The sequence below is a fragment of the Patescibacteria group bacterium genome, from assembly GCA_041664365.1.
Lineage (GTDB): Bacteria > Patescibacteriota > Patescibacteriia > UM-FILTER-42-10 > UM-FILTER-42-10 > JAHJEX01.
On record JBAYKW010000001.1, the window covers coordinates 122,371 to 141,805 of the forward strand.

General features: G+C 39.9%; 18 protein-coding genes. 11 read left to right on the forward strand and 7 right to left on the reverse strand.

The features are described 5' to 3' along the window. The first annotated feature begins 4 nt into the window (after positions 1-4). On the forward strand, positions 5-1,441 hold the full coding sequence (locus WCW66_00640; protein MFA6391244.1) for an amidohydrolase family protein: 1,437 nt from the start codon (positions 5-7) through the stop codon (positions 1,439-1,441). A 43-nt stretch (positions 1,442-1,484) separates the two neighbouring features. Here WCW66_00640 and guaB read toward each other — a convergent pair whose 3' ends face one another. After that, positions 1,485-2,960, reverse strand: a complete 1,476-nt coding sequence (guaB, locus tag WCW66_00645; GenBank protein ID MFA6391245.1) for an IMP dehydrogenase — start codon at positions 2,958-2,960, stop codon at positions 1,485-1,487. Positions 2,961-3,045: 85 nt separating this feature from the next. On the opposite strand from guaB, the gene guaA reads away from it, so the two are divergent. From guaA to WCW66_00675, 6 genes are all read left to right on the forward strand, one after another. Next, on the forward strand, positions 3,046-4,869 hold the full coding sequence (gene guaA, locus WCW66_00650) for a glutamine-hydrolyzing GMP synthase (GenBank protein ID MFA6391246.1): 1,824 nt from the start codon (positions 3,046-3,048) through the stop codon (positions 4,867-4,869). A gap of 21 nt (positions 4,870-4,890) precedes the next feature. Next, the gene (locus tag WCW66_00655) at positions 4,891-5,841 is read left to right on the forward strand and encodes a translation initiation factor eIF-2B (GenBank protein ID MFA6391247.1); all 951 of its coding nucleotides are present in this window, start codon (positions 4,891-4,893) and stop codon (positions 5,839-5,841) included. A gap of 1 nt (position 5,842) precedes the next feature. Beyond that, on the forward strand, positions 5,843-7,075 hold the full coding sequence (rbcL, locus tag WCW66_00660) for a type III ribulose-bisphosphate carboxylase (GenBank protein ID MFA6391248.1): 1,233 nt from the start codon (positions 5,843-5,845) through the stop codon (positions 7,073-7,075). A 73-nt stretch (positions 7,076-7,148) separates the two neighbouring features. Beyond that, positions 7,149-8,651 carry a thymidine phosphorylase gene (locus WCW66_00665; GenBank protein MFA6391249.1) on the forward strand — a complete coding sequence of 501 codons (1,503 nt, stop codon included), beginning with the start codon at positions 7,149-7,151 and terminating at the stop codon, positions 8,649-8,651. A gap of 113 nt (positions 8,652-8,764) precedes the next feature. Next, positions 8,765-10,411, forward strand: coding sequence for an FG-GAP-like repeat-containing protein (locus WCW66_00670; GenBank protein ID MFA6391250.1), 1,647 nt, complete (start codon positions 8,765-8,767; stop codon positions 10,409-10,411). A gap of 142 nt (positions 10,412-10,553) precedes the next feature. Next, positions 10,554-11,738 carry an MFS transporter gene (locus tag WCW66_00675; protein MFA6391251.1) on the forward strand — a complete coding sequence of 395 codons (1,185 nt, stop codon included), beginning with the start codon at positions 10,554-10,556 and terminating at the stop codon, positions 11,736-11,738. A gap of 58 nt (positions 11,739-11,796) precedes the next feature. Here WCW66_00675 and WCW66_00680 read toward each other — a convergent pair whose 3' ends face one another. Genes WCW66_00680 through rlmN form a run of 6 tightly spaced genes read right to left on the reverse strand, consistent with a single transcriptional unit; the run spans position 11,797 to position 15,947 of the window. Next, positions 11,797-12,234 carry an NUDIX hydrolase gene (locus tag WCW66_00680; GenBank protein ID MFA6391252.1) on the reverse strand — a complete coding sequence of 146 codons (438 nt, stop codon included), beginning with the start codon at positions 12,232-12,234 and terminating at the stop codon, positions 11,797-11,799. A gap of 1 nt (position 12,235) precedes the next feature. After that, a complete protein-coding gene (locus WCW66_00685; protein ID MFA6391253.1) occupies positions 12,236-12,613 on the reverse strand; it encodes an SET domain-containing protein-lysine N-methyltransferase in 378 nt (125 codons plus the stop codon). An 8-nt stretch (positions 12,614-12,621) separates the two neighbouring features. Then, entirely contained in the window at positions 12,622-13,047 is a 426-nt protein-coding gene (locus WCW66_00690; protein MFA6391254.1) for an NUDIX hydrolase, read from the reverse strand. Positions 13,048-13,105: 58 nt separating this feature from the next. Next, on the reverse strand, positions 13,106-14,161 hold the full coding sequence (locus tag WCW66_00695; GenBank protein ID MFA6391255.1) for an EamA family transporter: 1,056 nt from the start codon (positions 14,159-14,161) through the stop codon (positions 13,106-13,108). A gap of 48 nt (positions 14,162-14,209) precedes the next feature. After that, complete coding sequence (locus WCW66_00700; GenBank protein ID MFA6391256.1) at positions 14,210-14,935, reverse strand: hypothetical protein; 726 nt, start codon at positions 14,933-14,935, stop codon at positions 14,210-14,212. Between the two features lie 19 nt (positions 14,936-14,954). Further along, the gene (gene rlmN, locus WCW66_00705) at positions 14,955-15,947 is read right to left on the reverse strand and encodes a 23S rRNA (adenine(2503)-C(2))-methyltransferase RlmN (GenBank protein ID MFA6391257.1); all 993 of its coding nucleotides are present in this window, start codon (positions 15,945-15,947) and stop codon (positions 14,955-14,957) included. A gap of 119 nt (positions 15,948-16,066) precedes the next feature. Here rlmN and WCW66_00710 point away from each other — a divergent pair, with 119 nt between their 5' ends. From WCW66_00710 to WCW66_00725, 4 genes are all read left to right on the forward strand, one after another. Continuing rightward, positions 16,067-16,537 carry a hypothetical protein gene (locus WCW66_00710; protein ID MFA6391258.1) on the forward strand — a complete coding sequence of 157 codons (471 nt, stop codon included), beginning with the start codon at positions 16,067-16,069 and terminating at the stop codon, positions 16,535-16,537. Position 16,538: 1 nt separating this feature from the next. Next, positions 16,539-17,300, forward strand: coding sequence for an alpha/beta fold hydrolase (locus tag WCW66_00715; GenBank protein MFA6391259.1), 762 nt, complete (start codon positions 16,539-16,541; stop codon positions 17,298-17,300). 28 nt (positions 17,301-17,328) lie between these two features. Then, a complete protein-coding gene (locus WCW66_00720) occupies positions 17,329-18,786 on the forward strand; it encodes a PEP-utilizing enzyme (GenBank protein ID MFA6391260.1) in 1,458 nt (485 codons plus the stop codon). A gap of 127 nt (positions 18,787-18,913) precedes the next feature. Beyond that, entirely contained in the window at positions 18,914-19,420 is a 507-nt protein-coding gene (locus WCW66_00725) for a MauE/DoxX family redox-associated membrane protein (GenBank protein MFA6391261.1), read from the forward strand. Positions 19,421-19,435 lie beyond the last annotated feature (15 nt).

Consider the following 19,435-nt stretch of genomic DNA (forward strand, 5'->3'; position numbering starts at 1 on the left):
ACAAATGAGCAACGAATTCTCCGAACTTAAAAATGGGCTTGAATATCGGCAGAAAGATATTACATTTTCCACGGGTCGAAACAGTAAGAGCCGTTATACTATGTTGCGCGAAGGGAATCCCAGAAAAGTACTGATTCACGGAATCCCTTTTTTGATTACGATTAATCAGAATGATAAATTGGAGGTACTGTCCGGCCGGTCTATCCTAATCGAGGACGGCGTGATAGTTAAAATACTAAAAGCAACCGAACTTTCCTTTGTTGATCTGACCGAGATAGATCTGATCTATGACGCGGAACAGGGCGGAGGAATCGTAGTTACACCGGGGTTGGTCAACGCGCACGCGCACCCGCCCATGTATCTGCTCCGGTCCACGCTCACATTTTCCGAGGCGAATTTAGAAAAAACCCTGCGTGGCATGGCAAGACTAGAAGGGAAGATGAATGAAGATGATTTTTTCCTGGGAGCAGTGGGGGATTTTACCGAACAGCAGAAATTTGGAATTTCCACGACACTGAGTCACTACGGTGTTTTTAATCCGATTGATGACGCGGCAAAACTGACCGGTCAGGTAGTAATCAACGCGATCAGCGCGGTAAGTAATTCACACCCGGAAAATACGCCGGCGATGGTTGAAAAATATTTGAAAAATAAAGCAAAGTATCATACAGAACCGGCTATTGCGATTCATGAGCCGTCCAAAGCTTCCGAAGCAATTTTCAAAAAAGTGAGGATTCTGCAGAAGAAATATAACGCTCTTTTTACTATCCATGTTGCGGAAACTAAAGAGTCGCTGGAGAAATCGGTAAAGAAGTTTGGTGAGCATCCGGTAAAAACACTGGACCGGTTTGGCCTCTTGAATCCACGGACAATGATGTCGCACGTTGTGCACGTCGGCCGGGAGGAAGTAGCATTGATTTTAAAGAGAAAGGCGGGAGTGGTTCATTTGCCGACGTCTAATCTATTGCACCGAAGTGGGCAGTTTGATTATCCGCTGTTTCATAAACTGAAAGCAACCGGACAGATCGCGCTTGGTACGGACAGTGTTGTCAGTAAAAATAGACTGGATCTACTTACGGAAGCTCTGCAAACAAAAACCATGCATCAAAACAGGAAGATTGTTCCGTACAGTGATTTATTCAATATGATAACTGCACAGGGTGCCAGGTTACTCGGTCTCAAAAAGGTAGGAAAATTATTGCCCGGATACAGGGCGGATATTGCATTTTGGAAACTGCAGGACCGCGGGTTTTTGCCGTACAATTCCAAGGATCCTAAAACCCTGGTCAGTAATATGATTACATATGGCGGAAGAAATATCAGGGACCTGATGATCAACGGAAGTTTTGTGATTTCCAACCGCAAGCATAATTTTATCAACGAAACTAACCTGTTGATGCAACTTCAGCTGGCGCATATGCAGTTGAGGAAAAAAATATAGCAGACTAAAAAGACGGGGATTGATCACCCGTCTTTTTGAATAATTATTTTTCCAAATGATAATTCGGCGGCTGTTTGGTTATTGTAACATCATGCGGATGACTTTCTCGTAGTCCCGCCGGGCTGATCTTGATAAACCTCGCTTTTTTATGCAGTTCCGGAATGGTTTTTGCGCCAATATAACCCATGCCGGATTTAATTCCGCCAACCAGCTGGTAAATATGTCGTGATACCAGACCTTTATAGATCACTCTGGCTGAAACTCCCTCCGGAACCAGTTTTTCGCTGTCTTTTTGCGATCCCTGTCCGTAACGGTCTTTTGATCCGTGTATCATTGCTTCTTTAGATCCCATTCCGCGGTAGGATTTGTACATTTTACCCCCTTCATATTCGATCTCTCCCGGCGTTTCTTCACAACCGGCAAACATACTTCCGATCATGACTGAATCTGCCTTAGCGCCGAGTGCCTTAACAATATCGCCGGAATACCGGATTCCTCCGTCGGCAATGATCGGAATATTGGATTTCCCTCTGCCCTTTACCGCCGCCATAATTGCACTGATTTGGGGTACGCCAATTCCGGCGACAACCCTGGTGGTGCAAATTGATCCGGGTCCGACACCGACTTTGACGGCATCCGCGCCGGCGCGGATCAGATCTCTGGTGCCTTCCTCTGTGGCGACATTGCCGGCAATAATATCCACATTGGAAAATAGCCTGTTCTTTTTTAAAGCTTTAACTGTATCGAGTACACCTTTCGTATGGCCGTGGGCAGTGTCCACTACTAAAACGTCCGCGCCGGCGGCAACCAGATACTTGGCGCGCTCCAGCGCTTCTAAACCAACGGAAATCGCCGCACCAACGCGCAGTTGTTTCTTATCGTCTTTACACGCATTGGGATGCTGTTCGTTTTTTTCCAGATCCTTTCTGGTCACCATACTCATCAGTTTTCCCTGCTTATTAACTATAGGCAATGCGGTAAGTCTTTTTTCACGTATAATTTTGTTGGCCTGTTGCAGAGTCATGCCGTGTTTACCCACCACAATTTCATTAATCCGCTTCATTTTGAATTTAATCGGTAATTTCAAATCATCCGGCACGAAGTAGTCCTGTTCTGTAATCATTCCGACGAGCTTGTTGTTTCTGTCGACAATCGGGATTTTCTTGTATCCTTTTTTGTCGCGGATTTCCGCCGCATCTTCAATCGGATCTTCCGGTTGTAGGGTAACGGGATTTTCAATAAATCCGTTCTCAAACCTTTTTACAAAACTGACTTCCTGTGCCTGCTGGTCTGCCGGCATATTTTTGTGAATGATTCCTATTCCGCCGTGCAGTGCGAGAGCGATCGCCAGGCGATGCTCAGTCACTGTATCCATCGGTGAGGAGATCAGCGGAATATTCAGGCTGATTCTTCTGGTCAACCGCGTTTTCAAATCTGTATCATTCGGAAGAATCGCTGATTTTTGGGGCACTAGCAATACATCGTCATAGGTTAAAGTCTCTTCAAACTGAGTGAACATAATGATTAGGGTTAAGGGGTAAGGTTTTAGGGTAAATGTTAAAATGTTGTTTTAATTGTAAGGATATTTTACAATAAAGACAAGTATGAAACAAAAACAGATTGCAATATTAGATTTTGGTTCCCAATACACCCACTTAATTGCGCGGAGAATTCGCCAGCTGGGTGTTTTAGCTAATATCTATCCGCCGGAAACACCACTTATCAGACTGGAATCGTCCTGGGGAATCATCCTTTCGGGAGGACCAAACAGCGTTTATAATGATAAAATAAAATTTGACCGTAAAATTCTGAAAAGCGGTCTGCCGATTTTGGGCGTCTGTTACGGCCATCAGCTGATCAGCCATCTGCTGGGCGGAAAAGTTGTTAGGGGTGATGTTAGAGAATACGGTGTGGCAGAGTTAAAAGTCGAGTCATTCAATGGCATCTTTAAAAAATTCAGGCAAAAAAGCCAAGTCTGGATGAGCCATGGCGATCTGGTTACAAAGGTTCCAAAAGGATTCATAATTCTTGCCGGGACCCAACATTGCCCGGTTGCCGCGATGGGGAATACTGCAGAAAAAATTTACGGGGTTCAGTTTCACCCCGAAGTTTCGCATACGGAAAACGGACTGGATTTGATCAGAAATTTCGTTTTCAGCATCTGCGGCGCAAAAAAGGAATGGGATATCAGTCAGTATTTAGGGACAATTGAAGACGAGATAATAAAAAAAGTCGGTGAAAGAAAAGTTTTTTTACTGGTTTCTGGCGGTGTGGATTCGGCAGTATGTTTTGCATTGCTTAACCGCGTGCTGGGAAAGGAAAAGGTGTTCGGGTTGCATATTGATCTGGGTTTTATGAGGAAGAATGAATCAAGTGAAATTCAAAGTACTTTAGATAAGCTTGGATTCTCCAATTTGGCAATAATGAATGCGTCTGCAATGTTTCTTAGAAGATTACGTGGAGTAATTGATCCGGAAAAAAAGCGGAAAATTATCGGTCGGGCTTATCTGGATGCGCAGAGAATTGCAATGAAAAGGTTTAAGCTTAATCCGAAAGATTGGATACTAGCACAAGGGACCATTTATCCTGACACCATAGAATCGGGCGGTACAAAACATGCGGACAAAATAAAAACGCATCATAACCGCGTAAAAGAAGTTTTGGAAATGATAAAAAAAGGATTGGTCATTGAACCTTTGAAGGACCTTTATAAAGATGAAGTCCGGTTATTAGGGAAAAAAATTGGACTGCCCGATGAAATAATTAACCGGCACCCGTTTCCCGGGCCTGGATTGGCTATCCGAATGATTTGTTCCGATGGGAGGCAATACGGAGACAATCTAAAAAAGCAGAACAAAGATCTGGATGAATTAATCACGCAGTTTAATTTTGATAACAAAACGGATATTACCGGATACGTTATGCCGGTCCGAAGTGTTGGTGTTCAGGGGGATGGGCGTACCTATGCTCATCCGGCGGTTTTTTCCGGCGATATAAGCATTAAGCAAATGCAGATTTTAGGACCGCTGGTTGCAAATCAGATCCCAAGTGTGAATCGTGCCTGTCTGATACTTTTCAGCAGAAAAAATGCGGTAGGCATTGGTAAGAATAAAAAACTCCTGCTCAATAAAAAAAATATCAAACTTCTGCAGGAAGCGGACAATATTGTGCAGTCTGAAATAAAAAAATTCGGTTTGGATAAAAAGATTTGGCAGTTTCCGGTTGTTCTTGTGCCGTATTCGCTCTCGGGCGGCTATACAATAATCCTACGGCCGGTGCAGTCCGAAGAGGCAATGACGGTAAAATTTTTTCCTCTGCCCGAAAATTTTGTAAAACAGATTGTTGCAAAGCTACAAAGCATAAAAATGATTGATCTAATTTTGTATGATTTCACTAACAAGCCGCCGGGCACGATTGAATGGGAATGATATAAATGGTATACTGTCCTTATGAACAGTGCGGTCCAAAAAACGGTAACAAAAATAGCATCTTTAGAAATACAGGGTGCGACACAGATAACCAGAGTAATTTTGGATGCTTTGCAGTCCGAAAGCAATCAGTTGCTGAAAAAAACTAAGACTCAATTTCTCTCTGAGATAAGAAAAAGCGGCAAAGCGCTGGCAGAAGCAAGACCAACCGAACCGCTATCACGTAATTCAGTCCAATTCGTATTACACTATTTAGAGAACAATAAAGACGGTTTGTCTGTCCCTGAACTGGTGAAACTACTAAAAAAAGCCTGCCATCTCTTTTTAGTTCTTCTGAAATATCATGATCAGAAAATTGCTGAGGCTGGTGCAAGACTGATTAAGCCGAATATGAAAGTGTTTACGCACTGTCATTCCTCGACTGTGGAACATATTATTGCGGAGGCCAGCAAGCACTCTAAGATGCCGCGCGTTTTTTGCACGGAAACACGTCCGCTGTTTCAGGGCAGAACAACAGCTAAAAATCTTTTGAAACAAAAAATTGATGTTACAATGGTGGCTGATTCCGCAGCCGCGTTTCTGATCAGTAGAACTAGTGGTCGTGAAGTGATGGTGGACATTGCTTTTCTGGGTGCTGACTCTGTTACATCCGGCGGTTCGGTAATCAATAAAGTTGGCAGCTTTGGTATCGCACTGGTTGCTAATCATGAAAAAATCCCGGTTTATGTTGCTGCGTCTCTTTTAAAAACCGATCCGGAAACATTTATCAGTAAATATATCGGTATTGAACTGCGCGACCGAAAAGAAATATGGCCGAATGGTCCCAAGGGATTGAAGATAATCAATTTTGCTTTTGATCGTATCCCGTTCAAATTTATCAAGGGGATAATTTGTGAATTTGGCGTAATTAAGCCGCGCGATGTCGCGTATCTGGTGCAAAAACATTACCCATGGATTTTTAAAAACTTTTAAAATGAATAAATTTTATAAAAAATTTGTTGATCAAGATTATAAACCAAAAAAAACGGAATTAGTCGCTTCTTTTTATATGGATACAAATATTGATTTTTCAGATGCGGCAGGAGGAGTAGCGGCAGAATCTTCTATCGGAACCTGGACTGATCTTGCCACATTATCCAAAGCAACATTTACAAAGCTTGGTGCTAAAGCATTTGATATTGATAAAAAAGCGCACACCTTCAAAGTCGCTTATCCAATTGCCTTGTTTGAAAAGGGAAGCATCCCGCAATTTTTATCCGGTGTTGCCGGAAATGTTTTTAGCATGAAGATAATAAAAAATCTGCGCCTCTCAGATGTTGATTTTCCGGAAAGTTATGTAAATAGTTTCCAGGGGCCACGCTTCGGTATTAAGGGTATTAGACGCATAACGGGAATTTATGACAGACCAATTCTAGGGTCGATTTTAAAGCCGAAGTTGGGTCTATCAGCACTGCAGCACGCCACTCTTTCTTATCAAGTATTCATCGGTGGAATTGATTTGGTAAAAGATGATGAAAATCTGACCGACCTTTCCTTCAGCCGTTTTGACCAGCGGGTGCGTCTAACATTAAAAATGAGGGATAAAGCAGAAAAGGAAACAGGCAGTAAGAAGCTTTGTGTTTTTAATATAACGGCACAGCCGGACGAAATGATCAGGAGAGCACAACTGGTTAAAAGTTTGGGTGGTGAAGTAGTGATGATAGATATGGTATCTGTCGGCCTCGACAATGTGCAAATGTTGCGCAAACGGGATCTGGGATTAATAATCCATGGCCATCGCGCGGGACACTCAATGTTTACAAAAAACAGTAAGCACGGAATGAGTATGCTGGTGTTATCAAAACTGGCGCGTCTTGCCGGAATCGACCAATTGCATACCGGCACGGTAGTCGGAAAAATGGAAGGCGGTAAGGATAATGTGGTGGAAATCGATGATTTTCTGCGCAGTAAATGGTTCGCAATCAAGACAGTATTCCCAATCGCATCGGGCGGTCTGTATCCTAATCTGATACCGTCGTTATACAAAATATTCGGCAAGGATGTAATTATGAACTTTGGCGGTGGAATTCATGGACACCCCGACGGAACATTCGCTGGTGCAAAAGCTGTAAAGCAGGCTTTGGACGCAACAATTAACGGGGTGTCACTTGAAGAATATGCAAAGGATAACATCGAATTAGCTGTCGCGATTAGGTATTGGAAATAAGTAATTCGTAAATGGTAATTGGTAATCACGAACTGCAAATTACTAAATTACCAATTACAAATAAAAATAAATCATGGCATTCTATTTGAGGGCAAAAAAGATTGATATTGAAACCGGCGAAATGCCGAAGGTTCTTTTGAATGAAAAGGAGGCATTGAATTTTGGTATTCGTGCGGGGGATAGCATCGGTTTATCTTGGCATAATCGCAAAAGAATATTCGCAACTGTGAATTTAGCAGAAAAGGAGATTAAACCAGGAGAGATAGGGCTGTTTGAGGAAATCTGGGTTAAGTACCCGATGAAGAAAGATGAAATTATTGAAGTTGCAATAGTGGAACGCCCGGAATCAGTAAAAGCTATAAATAAAAAATTAAAAGGCGGTGTATTAAACTATGAAGAAATCCATTCAATAATCGCCGATATTGTAAGCAGAAGACTTGGTCCTGTTGAGACTTCATATTTTGTCGCATCAGGTTTTTCACAACCGTATACATCTCAAGAATTGTACTCTTTGACGAAGTCAATCGCTGAAACGGGGGAACAGCTGAGTTTCCCTAAAAACAAAATTGTAGTGGACAAACATTCCGTCGGTGGTTTGGCCGGAAACAGAACAACAATGATCGTAGTACCGATTGTTGCTGCATTCGGTTTGTATATTCCCAAAACATCTTCACGTGCGATAACTTCTCCATCAGGAACAGCAGATACAATGGAGGTATTAGCACCGGTCAGTTTCACCATGGCAAGGATCAAGCAGATGGTAATGAAAAATAAAGTATGTATGATCTGGGGTGGCGGACTGAATATTGCTCCGGCAGATGATTTAATAATCAAGGTTACAAAACCGTTATCCTTAGAACCATTTGATAAAATGGTTGTCAGTATTTTAGCAAAAAAAGTTGCAATGGGAATTAAATATCTGATAATTGATATGCCGGTCGGTATTACATCGAAAATTCCGGATATGAAAACCGCAAATGATATTGAAAAGAAGTTCATATATCTGGGCAAGCGTTTCGGAATTAAAGTTCATGTGGAAAAAATATTTGCCAATGAACCGGTAGGTAGAGGGGTCGGACCAGCATTAGAATCACGCGATGTCCTGCGTGTATTGCAACAAAAAAGCAACAGGCCAAAAGATTTACAGGATAAGGCACTGATTTTGGCTGGAAAACTTCTGGAAATATCCGGTCAGGTGGCGCGCGGTAAGGGAAAGTCAGTTGCAGAAGAAATTCTAGTTTCCGGTAAGGCATGGAAAAAAATGCAGGTTGTAATCAAGGAGCAAGGGGGTGATTCAACAATTGATTCAGACGCTGTGGTTTTGGGTGGTGAATATTACCGGGTACTTTCGACAAAGATTGGAAAGATAACTGCAGTTGATAATAAAGCCATAGACGAGATCGCCAGAACTTTAGGAGCTCCAGCAGAGAAGCTAGCCGGTATTTATTTACATAAAAGGGTTGGACAGGAAGTTAAGAAAGGCAGTAAACTATTCACTTTTTATGCAAACCGCAGGGAAAGAATTGAACTCGCAAAAAAAGCTATTGAAAAGATCAATATATTTACAATTTCTTAGTAATTCCACTCATTCTGTATTAACCGCTAATTTCAGCGGTTTTATGTTAACATTGACATGAATGAATGTTTGTGATAGTATCAAACGTTGTTTAAATTAGTAATAATATAGATATGAATAAAAAAATAATATTTTTGATAGTATTGATATTTGGTGCTTTCATACCGATATCAGTAAAAGCTGCTAGTGTAACAAATAACGTAGATGACTTCATTGGAACATTAGCAGAACCAAGGACAATTCAATATAATCGTGCGCCATATTTTGATGGTGACCGATTGTTTAATGGTACAACCTTTCAAAATATTCTTCAGGGAGTAACTGATTTTGACAGCACAAATAGCATTACCGCAAAGGATGGCGTTGTCATTAGTGCGCTTGCCTATGATTTAGGATATCCAAAACCTGCGGGATACGGGGATAATCTATTGGCGGTAGACGCGAATGGTATTGTTGTGAGTGATCATGGTCCATTTTCACCCCAACTGACACTTGGGTTTGTTACAAAAAATGCACAACGGACCAGTTATGTGTTTTCACAAACAAAGAAAATTGGCATCCAGGTGACAAACGAATATTCCATAACTGCTTTTGTATATAATAGTGCAGGTGAAAAGATTGAAACAGTACAATTGGCAGGAAGCACGTTTTATGGTATTACACTTCAGAATAATGCAAATTTTATTGTGTTACAGTTTGCAATACCTCAGGGTGCTGGAATAACCGGCTTAGTATTTGAACATAAGGGAATGGAGATTCCGGAGTTTGTACCATTGCCGGTAGTTAGTACTCTACCTGATTCAGATGTTGTAGGACCAAGTGATAAAACCGGAATAATTGTTGCCAGTAACCAATGGGAAGCGCCGTATGTTAGAGTATTCAGCAATCAAGGTGAGTTCATACGAGAATTCCTGGTTTACGAAAAAGAATATTTAGGTGGAATTAATCTGTCGATTGGAGATATTACTCTTGATGGTAAGGCTGATATTGTCGTCAGTCCAGTGCTGGGAAGAATGCCGGAGGTAAAAATATACAGTGTAGAAGGAAATTTAATAAATTCATTTCTAGCATATGATGAAAGTTTCGGCGGTGGAATCAATATTGCAATTGGTGATGTTGACGGAAATGGAATCAAGGAAATAATCACCGGAGCGGGAGTGGGCGGACATCTGGTAAAAGTTTTTACTTATCGTGATGGACAATATCAGTTAATGAAGGAGTTTTCCGCATACAATTATAATTATCTTTTAGGCGTAAAAGTAGCAGCCGGAGATTTGGACGGAGATGGTAAATCGGAAATAATTACTGGAACCGAATCAGGCGGTGGTCCTCACGTTCGGGTTTTTGACGGCAACGGCAATCTTAAATTTTCACCGGGGTTCTTTGCTTACCGTGAGGATTTAAGGCATGGAATTAAGGTTGCATGTGGTGATTTAGACGGCGACGGTAGGGATGAGATTATTACCGGAACAAATATACGAATGGGGCCGCATGTTAGAGTTTTCGATCCCTTCGGAAATATCAAATTTACGCCGGGATTCTTCGCCTATGATAATGCTTTTAGAGGCGGAGTAAATGTGGCTGTTGCTGATTTAAACCAGGATGGGCGTGACGAAATCATAACAGGTGCTGGCCCGGGTGGCGGTCCACATATCCGAATATTTAACAGATATGGCGATACAATTGTGAGCTCCGGGTTCTTTGCTTATCCCATGTCATACAGAAGTGGTGTTCAAGTAGGCGGGGGAATAATAGAATAAACCATATAAAAAACTGTTTCGAATAGCGGAACGGTTTTTTATATTAAACACATTGACCCGCAATATAAACGGAACTACAATACACATATCAGTAATTTTTAGATGAATGAATATTTTTTTGCGTGAAACAAAACATTATAAGATGCTGCCTGAGAAGTCTCGGATTTTGATATTTTCCTTTGCTTTGCGCAGTATCGCGCATCCGCTTTTGACTATTTTTATCAATTCATTTATCTGGCGCAGCACCGCATCGCTTCCCAGTGTCGTTATATATAATCTCGGTTTTTTCATTTTTCTCCCACTTGGTTTTTATGTCAACGGGTTGTTATTAAAGCGGATTAAAATAACAAAGTTGTATTTTACCGGTTTAGTGGTGACTTCGATCGCGATTGCTGCGACGATTTTGTTTTCAGGCAGTACTGTCTGGCATTTTTTATTTTACGGTGGGATCTATGGTTTCGGTGCCGGAATCTACTGGGCAAACCGTAATTTTCTTACATTTCAGGAAATTGAATCCAGCCATCGCAATTACTTTTACAGCATTGCATCCATTCTGAATTCCCTTATTTCTTTGCTGGTTACTTTTTTGGTTGGTTGGCTGATCGTGCTGGGGGAGAATAGCGGGCTGTATACCCCAACAATTGCCTACTGGGTGCTTTCCGTGCTGGCCGTAGTAGTCATGACATATTCCGGAGTAATAATTTTGAAAACAGATTATGTTACACCTAAAATAAATACCATAGCCAAATTCCGGATTTCCACAAAATGGAATATGGTACGGCTGATCAGCTTTAGTATGGGAGTTTTGGAAGGAGTAGGGTTCTTCCTTCCGACGCTACTTATTTTATTTTATCTGGGTGACGAGGGAGTATTAGGAACGATCAGTACAATTGTCACATTAATAATTGCCACTGCGACATATCTGTACGGTCGGCTTTCTAAAAGTCATCATCGCAAACCGGTATTTTTTGTATCGCTTTCCCTGAATATATTATTTTCAATATTTTTATTGCTATTAGATCACCCATTCAATATTTATGTTTATGTATTATTTGCCGGCATTGCCTCCATCTTTCAGTGGCTGACAATCGAGCCGATTCTTCTGGACGTTATGGATGACGAGACCAACGAGGAGATGGATAACCAGTACATGTTTGTTTTTGACAAGGAGTTGTTTCTGAATATTGGCAGGTTTTTCAGTGTTTCTGTTTTGTTATTGATAATAAAATTTACATCACAAAAGACAGGGTTAATGGTTTCGCCGCTCATATTGGGCGTAAGTCAGTTAATACTAATGTCATATATCCTGCGGAAAAGTAAATTTTAGATTTAAATATTTAAGAGAAAATTAAAACAGTATTAATCGATACTGTTTTTGATTATGCTTAAAGTTTTCCCTGCTTAACCAGATCAGCGGATGACGGACCTGTTTGAATTTTGTAATGTGTTTTAGATTGATCCGCAAAATAATCTCTTATCCGTTCTACTTGTTTAGGGGAAGTGTTTTTCGGAAATTGTTCCAATCCAAAGTATTTAATTTCATCTGCTTCATCAGTCAGTGTAATTTCACCACAAGTTATTTCACAGGTAAAAGAAAATACAATTTCATTTTTATCCGGTTTGCTGTATACACCTGAAAGATGAATTATTCTGGTATCGAGACCTGTCTCTTCCTTAATCTCGCGAATTACAGCGTCCCAGGGAGATTCATTTGCTTCCACTTTGCCTCCAGGCAGATTCCACAAATCCAAATCCCGGCGGTGACTGAGTAAAACTCGTTCCTTTTCATCCATGATTATTCCGAATGTTCCGATGGTGAACATATTAAATAAATTTTCGACAGTTTTTCGCTCCGCAGTTGCATTCAAAATGCATCAGCATCTTTGATTTGGAATAATCTGACGTTATTTCTTCACCTTCTTTAATATCTCTGACCGCAATATCGCAATCCTCTCCGGTTTCTGTGTTCGGATCGCAGGAGTGATTAACGTATCTTTCCGGTTCCTGCTGATGCAGATATTTGCCTCCCGCATAGTTGGCGATGTAATGCCTTTCAGAGGCAGGCAGTTTTTTAACTTCTTCCATGCTAAGAATGCTGTTCACTTGCCAGGGGAGCACTACCTCGCCTTTTTTAAAGTCTTTCGTCGCAAAAACACCCTTATTGTTGATGCTGGACCCTTTAACTATTACGTTATCTGTCATAAATGTTTTTATTTAAAATTAGGGTTGCGATTGAAGAAATCGGTTAATGCGCCTTCTTTGTTATCTAAATCTATTTCTTTAAGTTCGTCAAGCGAAACCCATTTGTATTGTGATGCCTCTCTTTGGTCCAGTGTGGGTTCCATATCAGTGTGCACATGAAAATACATGATTAGTCGGGAAGTTTCCAGTTTATCATCTACCTTGAACTGCTGGTCCTGACCGAAACCGATGAACTCGGGGTTGGAAAAGGTAATACCGGTTTCTTCCTGCATTTCCCGTATTAAAGTGTCTTCCAATTTTTCCCCGTGCTCCGCTCTGCCACCTGGCACCCGCCACACTTTGAATTTATGGTCCATAACGATCAGAAACCTTTTATTTTTTTCAATAAACGCGGAACAAATTACTTGGTGCCCTTTAATTTGTGCTTTGGTCATATATTTTTCAAATAATTTATATTTTCATTCTCATTTTACCTCAAATTAGCATAAATAATCAATGCACATGCCTATGGTGAATATCCGGAGAATGTTCGTGGGCATGTTCGGTGTTCTCGTGTTTATGTAAGTGTGTATGTTCAGTACTTTCTAAATTGTTTTCTTCATGTTCGTGATGCAAATCATTGTGCCGGTGTTTGTGCTCATGGATTAATCCCGTGTGCCGATGGGTATGTTTGTGTTTCTCGTTAAACAATATGTAAACTCCCGTTACCATGAATGGTAAAGAAATATAAAACATAATATTTCCGAATTCTCTGAATATTATCAGTGATAAAATTGTCCCCAAAAACGGCGCCAGACCGAAAAATGCACTGGTCCTGGCTGAACCGAGACTCCTTAGGGCAATTACAAATAAGTATAGACTGAATCCATAGGATAGAAAACCAACAATCAATCCGTAAACAATTTTATTTATATCGGGATAATTATAACCGAGGACGGTTGATAGCAGAACTAAAAATGTTCCTGATACGAGACCTTTGATAATTACAATAACCAAAGGGTCTTTGGCAGATATATTTCTGGTAAAATTATTATCGACTCCCCATAAAATACAGGCCAGTAAAATTCCCAGTGCCCCGATAGATAAACCCCATCCACCCGTCAGGTTGAACGTTAATATGATACTTGCTACTGTAAGTAAGATGACAGCCAGCCATACTTTTTTACCAATTTGTTCCTTAAAGTATAACAAGGCAATTATGGTGGTTGAAACAGCTTCAAAATTCAGCATTAGCGTAGCTGTTGAAGCTTGGGTTGTTTTAAGACCGGTCATCATTAGAACTGGAGCCAATATCCCACCAAAAATAATTGCACCAACGAGCCATTTTATATCCCGTCTATTTATTTTTGCTTCCTGTTTATCATTAATGGATTTGAATAATAAAATTTGAAACAATTTTACAAATAACAAGCCTAGGCCACTTCCTAAATATAAAAATCCGGCCAGTTGGATGGGTTCAAAATCAGCCAGCAGTAATTTAGAAATAGGTGCACTTGCCCCGAATAATAGGGCAGCCAATAATGCTAGAGTTTTTGGATTATGTTTCATTAGTATTAATTTTTCGAATACTATCAAATATCGAAAATGAGTTGACGCTTATTTCCTGAACATTTCCTTAATATAATTGACTTCATCGGTTAAAAGTTTCTTGCTTTTAATTTTCATATCTTCCTCAATCACAATCGGTACATTCAGTTTGAATATGGGTTTAATGGAAAACATAAAATTGTCAGTTACAATTCTCATGGAATGATAACCGCTTTTTCGGTAAGTTCCGCTCAAATGAATTTGTGTGATTCTTTTGTCGAATGTTTTTACCAATTTTTCTGTTTCGTATTTAGACCAAAGATATGCATGACTGACATCTAGACAAAGTCCGATTTTTGGGTATTTCTTTAAAGTTTTATTTAATTTTGAGATTGTGAATTTACTTTTAGGGGTAAGATTTTCTGTGGAGACTTTAAAATTAAAACGATTCAAAATTTTTGAATTAGGTAAGTCTAAGGGATGAATAATAACATTTTTTGCATTGAATTTTTTGTACAATGTTTCAATGACCTGCAACTGCCTAATTATTTCCAATTTACCGTCTGCTTTTCGAACCAGCTTAAAGGGGGCATGAATGGTCACGTATTTAAGACTCTTTAGCCATTTTTCATTGGCTTTGGATATTTTAAACGCATATAACTGTTCCTTGGTTTTAAAGGTTAGTTCAAAGCCGTCCAACTTAAGACTTTTTGCATAGGGGATTAATTTATCAAAATCCTGCGTTTTATCCCACCGCCAAATATTCCCTGATGCAAAGGTGATTATTCTGGGCATGATTATATAGTATTAGGTTTTATAATTTCTTATTCGCCAGCTGTCCGCAGGCAGCATTAATATCCTGTCCGAAACTGTAGCGCTGAGTAACGGTGACGCCCGCTCTCTCCAAAACCTCTTTGAATTCCGCTATGGTTCGTGGATCAGAAGGTTTAAAAACATCCGTCGGATTGTAGGCAATCAGGTTGACCATGTATAAAGGTTTGTTCATTAACTCCGCCAGTTGTTCCGCCAGCTCCACTGAATCGTTTGCATTTTTGATCATCAGATATTCAAACATAACACGCCGTCCTGTTTTGGCGATATAATTATCCACGGCTTCAAACAGTTTATTCAGTGGGGTATGATTGCTGACTGGCATCAGTTGGTCGCGCAGTTTCTGGTTGGGTGCATGCAGAGAGATAGCGAGATTGATTTGCAGATCCAGATCCGCCAGCTTATTGATGCCGTAAATTACCCCACAGGTTGAAACGGAAATACGTCGCGCGCCGATACCCAAGTCTTTATTCAGATAATTTATTGCCGAAAGCACATTGTCATAATTCAGAAACGGCTCTCCCATACCCATGAAAACAATATTGGAAACGCGCTCGTCTTTATCCTTCAACAATCTGGAAAAAAATAGTACCTGGTCCAGAATTTCACCGGCAGTCAGATTTCTTTCGAGGCCAAGTTTGCCGGTGGCGCAGAAAGCACAGCCCATCGGACAGCCCACTTGCGTTGAAACGCAGACGGTGTGACGACCGTCTTTGTGAATCAGTAAAACGGTTTCAATCTGCAGTCCGTCTTCAAGTGTGATAAGAGCCTTAGTTGTTTTACTGTCTTTGGACGCAAATATTTCGCCATTTATTTCGAGCGGGCATTCCGCTCTCAATCTTTTCCTGGTTTCTTTCGGTATATTGGTGGCTTCATCCCAATCTGCGATTAACAGTCTGAAAACAGCGTCCTTAACCTGTGTGAGACGGTATTTCGGCTGATCTTCCATAATTGTATATAGCTTTTCCAGATTCATGATTCTTTTGCCCGATTTTACTTAGATTAATGATATTACACCCCTCTAGCATAACACACAAATACGCAGCTTGAAATCGGCGGACTTTCGTTTTATGCCGGAATTGCTATACTTATCCTATGTCAGATTTCCTGGAAAAATACAGTAAGGATATCCGCGTTCGGGTGAAAAAGACTTGGCTATTTTTAGGTAAGCGGGAATTTTCGGAACAAAAGAAAGTTTCTGACATTATGGATTATTATCTGCCGAGATACCAGAAGTGCGGAATTATTACCAATGCGTTTGAAGAAGCACAAAAAGACGAGGAATATCTGCCGGTCAGGCTGAAAGATGTCTACGCGCTGGCGCAGACCAAGGTCAATGAGGATCATTTCAAAAGTTTTTATGATTATGATGACGTACCGGCAGGGGATATACTGATATTCTATTACCCTCAGAAGGAAATATATTTGGTGGTAGATGGAGTGCACCGGCTGGGTAACCGCGCGATCAACCAGGATCTGGATGAGGAAATTACCTGCCATTATTTACAGTCAAAATATTTACCACGTGCGTCTATTGATATCAAAATGATTTTGGAGAGAAGTTAGTATGAAAAAAGAAATCCGGATAAAAAACAGAAAAGGAAAAACGATATACGCGGTAATGGAATGGAAGGGAAAAAATCCAGGTCCGCTGGTTGTTTTGTGCCACGGGCTTTTCGGGTTTGTTGAGAAACCGGTCATGAGAGGAACTGCCGGAGAATTGGTTATGGCAGGCTATACAGTTGTTCGCTTTAATGCTACAAACGGTGCCAGTGAAAGCAGAAACAGTTTTATTGATTTTACGGTGGGCGGATATATCCAAGATACAAAACAAATCATTTCACATGTATTAAGGATACTGGGTAAAAAGGAGTATTCAATAATCGGATTTTCTATCGGGGCGATGCCGGCGTATATCATAGCTTCAAGCGATAAGAGAATGAAGTGTATGGTACTGCAAGGACCGACCTATGATTTAAAATATGAACAGGAAAGAGAAAAGATGTTTTCAATACTGAAAAGGCGTGGATGGGTAAATATGTATAGTTATGGTCTGAAAAAAAATATTAAAGTTGGGATCCTGCTTTATCACGAGGGGATAAGGTATAAGGTAGATCAATACCTTAAAAAAGTAATTTGTCCTACATTGGTTATTTATGGTAGTAATGAATATTCAGGCACGCAAAAAAAGTTCATTGAACTCTATAGACAGCTAAGGTGTAAGAAGAAGCGAATTATTCTGCCAAATATGCCGCATACACTTATTTCAAAGAAACATATAAACTTATTTGCAAGAGAAACAATTAAATGGCTCGATAAAAATATTTAACACTTTAGTACAATTCCTATTTATGCATATGAAGTATTCAGATTGGATTTTGACTATTAGCCGGAACATGTCGTTTTTTCAGGCCTGTCTTGATATTTCCGGGCATTATAAATATTCTAAATACTACAATTTAATAAGTGTTAAACATGCCGGATTGACACATGACGGATTTCAAACATATTTATTTACTAATAAGGATAGCTTGGCTGAGTATTTGAAATATTTGGAAGACTATCTATTAGCGCCTGGTAATTTACAAATTCTGGAAAAACAATATGCGAAATATGGGCGCAAATTGTTACTGGCAAGTAACCAATTGGAAAGGCATTATACTTTAAAAAATTATAAAGAATACATTCTGGCACAAAATATATCATGTGCTGGTCTTTTTTTGACTGCAGCTATCGGTCGTCACATGTTATCAGTCTTAGAAATTGAACTGAAGAAATATTATGACAATCTATCTAACGCAGAAATGGATATTCTAATGTCCGATTTGACTTATCCTACCAAGCATAGTCCATTGGCTAAAACTCAAATAGAACTTTTACAAATTGGAGCTTTGCTGCAAAGCAAGAAACTTTCAGTCAAAGATTTGCCTAGTGACAAAATAGCGGCTAGTAAGTTTGGAAAATACGTAGAAGAATATGCATATGTTCCGGTTAATTTTAATGAAAATCCTTGGACTGCTTCTGAAATAAAAAAACAGTTAAGTGAATTGATGAAGGGCAATTGTACCAGGGAAATTAAAAAATTGACTGATATCAATAAGCAGAAAATCAAAAGAAGTAAAATAAAATTAGCCCGGATCAAAAATAGTAAAATAAAGAGATTAGTGAAAATTTTGCAGTCAGGCACTTATCTCAATGAATATAGGAAATTCGTTTTCTGTCGGGCGAGTGTTGCCTATCGCCCGTTATTTCAAGCTATTGCTGATAAATACCAACTGTCCGGCTGGCGAGAGTGTTGGAAATTATCCCCACGCGAAATAGAAAGACTCTATTTCAGAAATGATAAAAAAGTATTGCAGATATTGAAAAATCGCCAATGGGGTGGAGTAGTGCCTGCTGACAACAAAGACGCATATGCTATTCTTGGGCCGTCGGATCTAAAAACAATGTTAACCCAAACCGTTAGGGCAAAGGATAAAATAAATTACGGGAAGGGAAAAGAATTGTCAGGTGTGATAGCCAATAAAGGCAAAGTAAGGGCGGTAGTTAGAATTATATTGTCCAGTAGAGATTTTCATAAGTTTAAAAATCATGATGTTATTGTTACAAGTATGACTTCCGTTGATTTTGTTCCATTAATGTATAGAGCTAGCGCTTTTGTAACCAATGAAGGAGGAATTACTTCACATGCGGCAGTAGTTTCACGGGAAATGAACAAACCCTGTATTATTGGAACCAAGATTGCCACTAAATTTTTTAAAGATGGCGATATGGTAGAAGTTGACGCAAACAATGGTATAATAAAAAAATTGTGATTATAATTATTTTTGGCGAGAACGTTTTTGATAATAAAACTATTGTAGAGGAAATTAGCTTAGTGCTAATTTAGAGTCAATTGAATAGTTATTTGTAATTAAGCATCTATTACTAGAAAGTAGGATAATGAACGATATCACAGTACAAAATAAATCATTTTATCAAAAAGTAGTATTTGGAATGAATAAAATATTTGTGAATGATTATGCAACACTAGTCTTTCGGATATTATTGGGCGCTGTGTTTATCATGTCAGCTATGTCAAAAATTCCGGCACCTGATGAATTCATGGCAACTGTCCGTCAGTACAATGTGCTGCCCGATCCGCTGGAAACCTGGTATGGTTATGCTCTGCCGTGGGTGGAGCTGGTAATCGGCGCAATGTTAGCAATCGGTCTGCTCACCAGGTTCAGTATAACGATTGTAAATCTGATGCTACTTAGCTTTATGATCGCAATTCTGGCTACTCTTTACCGTGGCGGTGCAATTGCCTGCGGTTGTTTTGATTCTGAAAGTGCGCTGGACTGGGGTACGTATGTCAGAGATTTACTGTTTATAATTATTGCAGGATTAGTCACTGTGAGCCATAAAAACAAATTCAGTTTGGATAGTTGGATATTTAAAAATAAATAATAGTGGAGAAATAAT

Coding starts and splice junctions, on each gene's coding strand:
- rbcL (MFA6391248.1), top strand. CDS start 5,843: ATGAATAAATTTTATAAAAAATTTGTTGATCAAGATTATAAACCAAAA.
- rlmN (MFA6391257.1), bottom strand. CDS start 15,947: ATGAATCTGGAAAAGCTATATACAATTATGGAAGATCAGCCGAAATAC.
- WCW66_00640 (MFA6391244.1), top strand. CDS start 5: ATGAGCAACGAATTCTCCGAACTTAAAAATGGGCTTGAATATCGGCAG.
- WCW66_00725 (MFA6391261.1), top strand. CDS start 18,914: ATGAACGATATCACAGTACAAAATAAATCATTTTATCAAAAAGTAGTA.
- WCW66_00670 (MFA6391250.1), top strand. CDS start 8,765: ATGAATAAAAAAATAATATTTTTGATAGTATTGATATTTGGTGCTTTC.
- WCW66_00720 (MFA6391260.1), top strand. CDS start 17,329: ATGAAGTATTCAGATTGGATTTTGACTATTAGCCGGAACATGTCGTTT.
- guaA (MFA6391246.1), top strand. CDS start 3,046: ATGAAACAAAAACAGATTGCAATATTAGATTTTGGTTCCCAATACACC.
- WCW66_00715 (MFA6391259.1), top strand. CDS start 16,539: ATGAAAAAAGAAATCCGGATAAAAAACAGAAAAGGAAAAACGATATAC.
- WCW66_00690 (MFA6391254.1), bottom strand. CDS start 13,047: ATGACCAAAGCACAAATTAAAGGGCACCAAGTAATTTGTTCCGCGTTT.
- WCW66_00655 (MFA6391247.1), top strand. CDS start 4,891: ATGAACAGTGCGGTCCAAAAAACGGTAACAAAAATAGCATCTTTAGAA.
- WCW66_00710 (MFA6391258.1), top strand. CDS start 16,067: ATGTCAGATTTCCTGGAAAAATACAGTAAGGATATCCGCGTTCGGGTG.
- WCW66_00695 (MFA6391255.1), bottom strand. CDS start 14,161: ATGAAACATAATCCAAAAACTCTAGCATTATTGGCTGCCCTATTATTC.
- guaB (MFA6391245.1), bottom strand. CDS start 2,960: ATGTTCACTCAGTTTGAAGAGACTTTAACCTATGACGATGTATTGCTA.
- WCW66_00700 (MFA6391256.1), bottom strand. CDS start 14,935: ATGCCCAGAATAATCACCTTTGCATCAGGGAATATTTGGCGGTGGGAT.
- WCW66_00675 (MFA6391251.1), top strand. CDS start 10,554: ATGCTGCCTGAGAAGTCTCGGATTTTGATATTTTCCTTTGCTTTGCGC.
- WCW66_00680 (MFA6391252.1), bottom strand. CDS start 12,234: ATGTTCACCATCGGAACATTCGGAATAATCATGGATGAAAAGGAACGA.
- WCW66_00685 (MFA6391253.1), bottom strand. CDS start 12,613: ATGACAGATAACGTAATAGTTAAAGGGTCCAGCATCAACAATAAGGGT.
- WCW66_00665 (MFA6391249.1), top strand. CDS start 7,149: ATGGCATTCTATTTGAGGGCAAAAAAGATTGATATTGAAACCGGCGAA.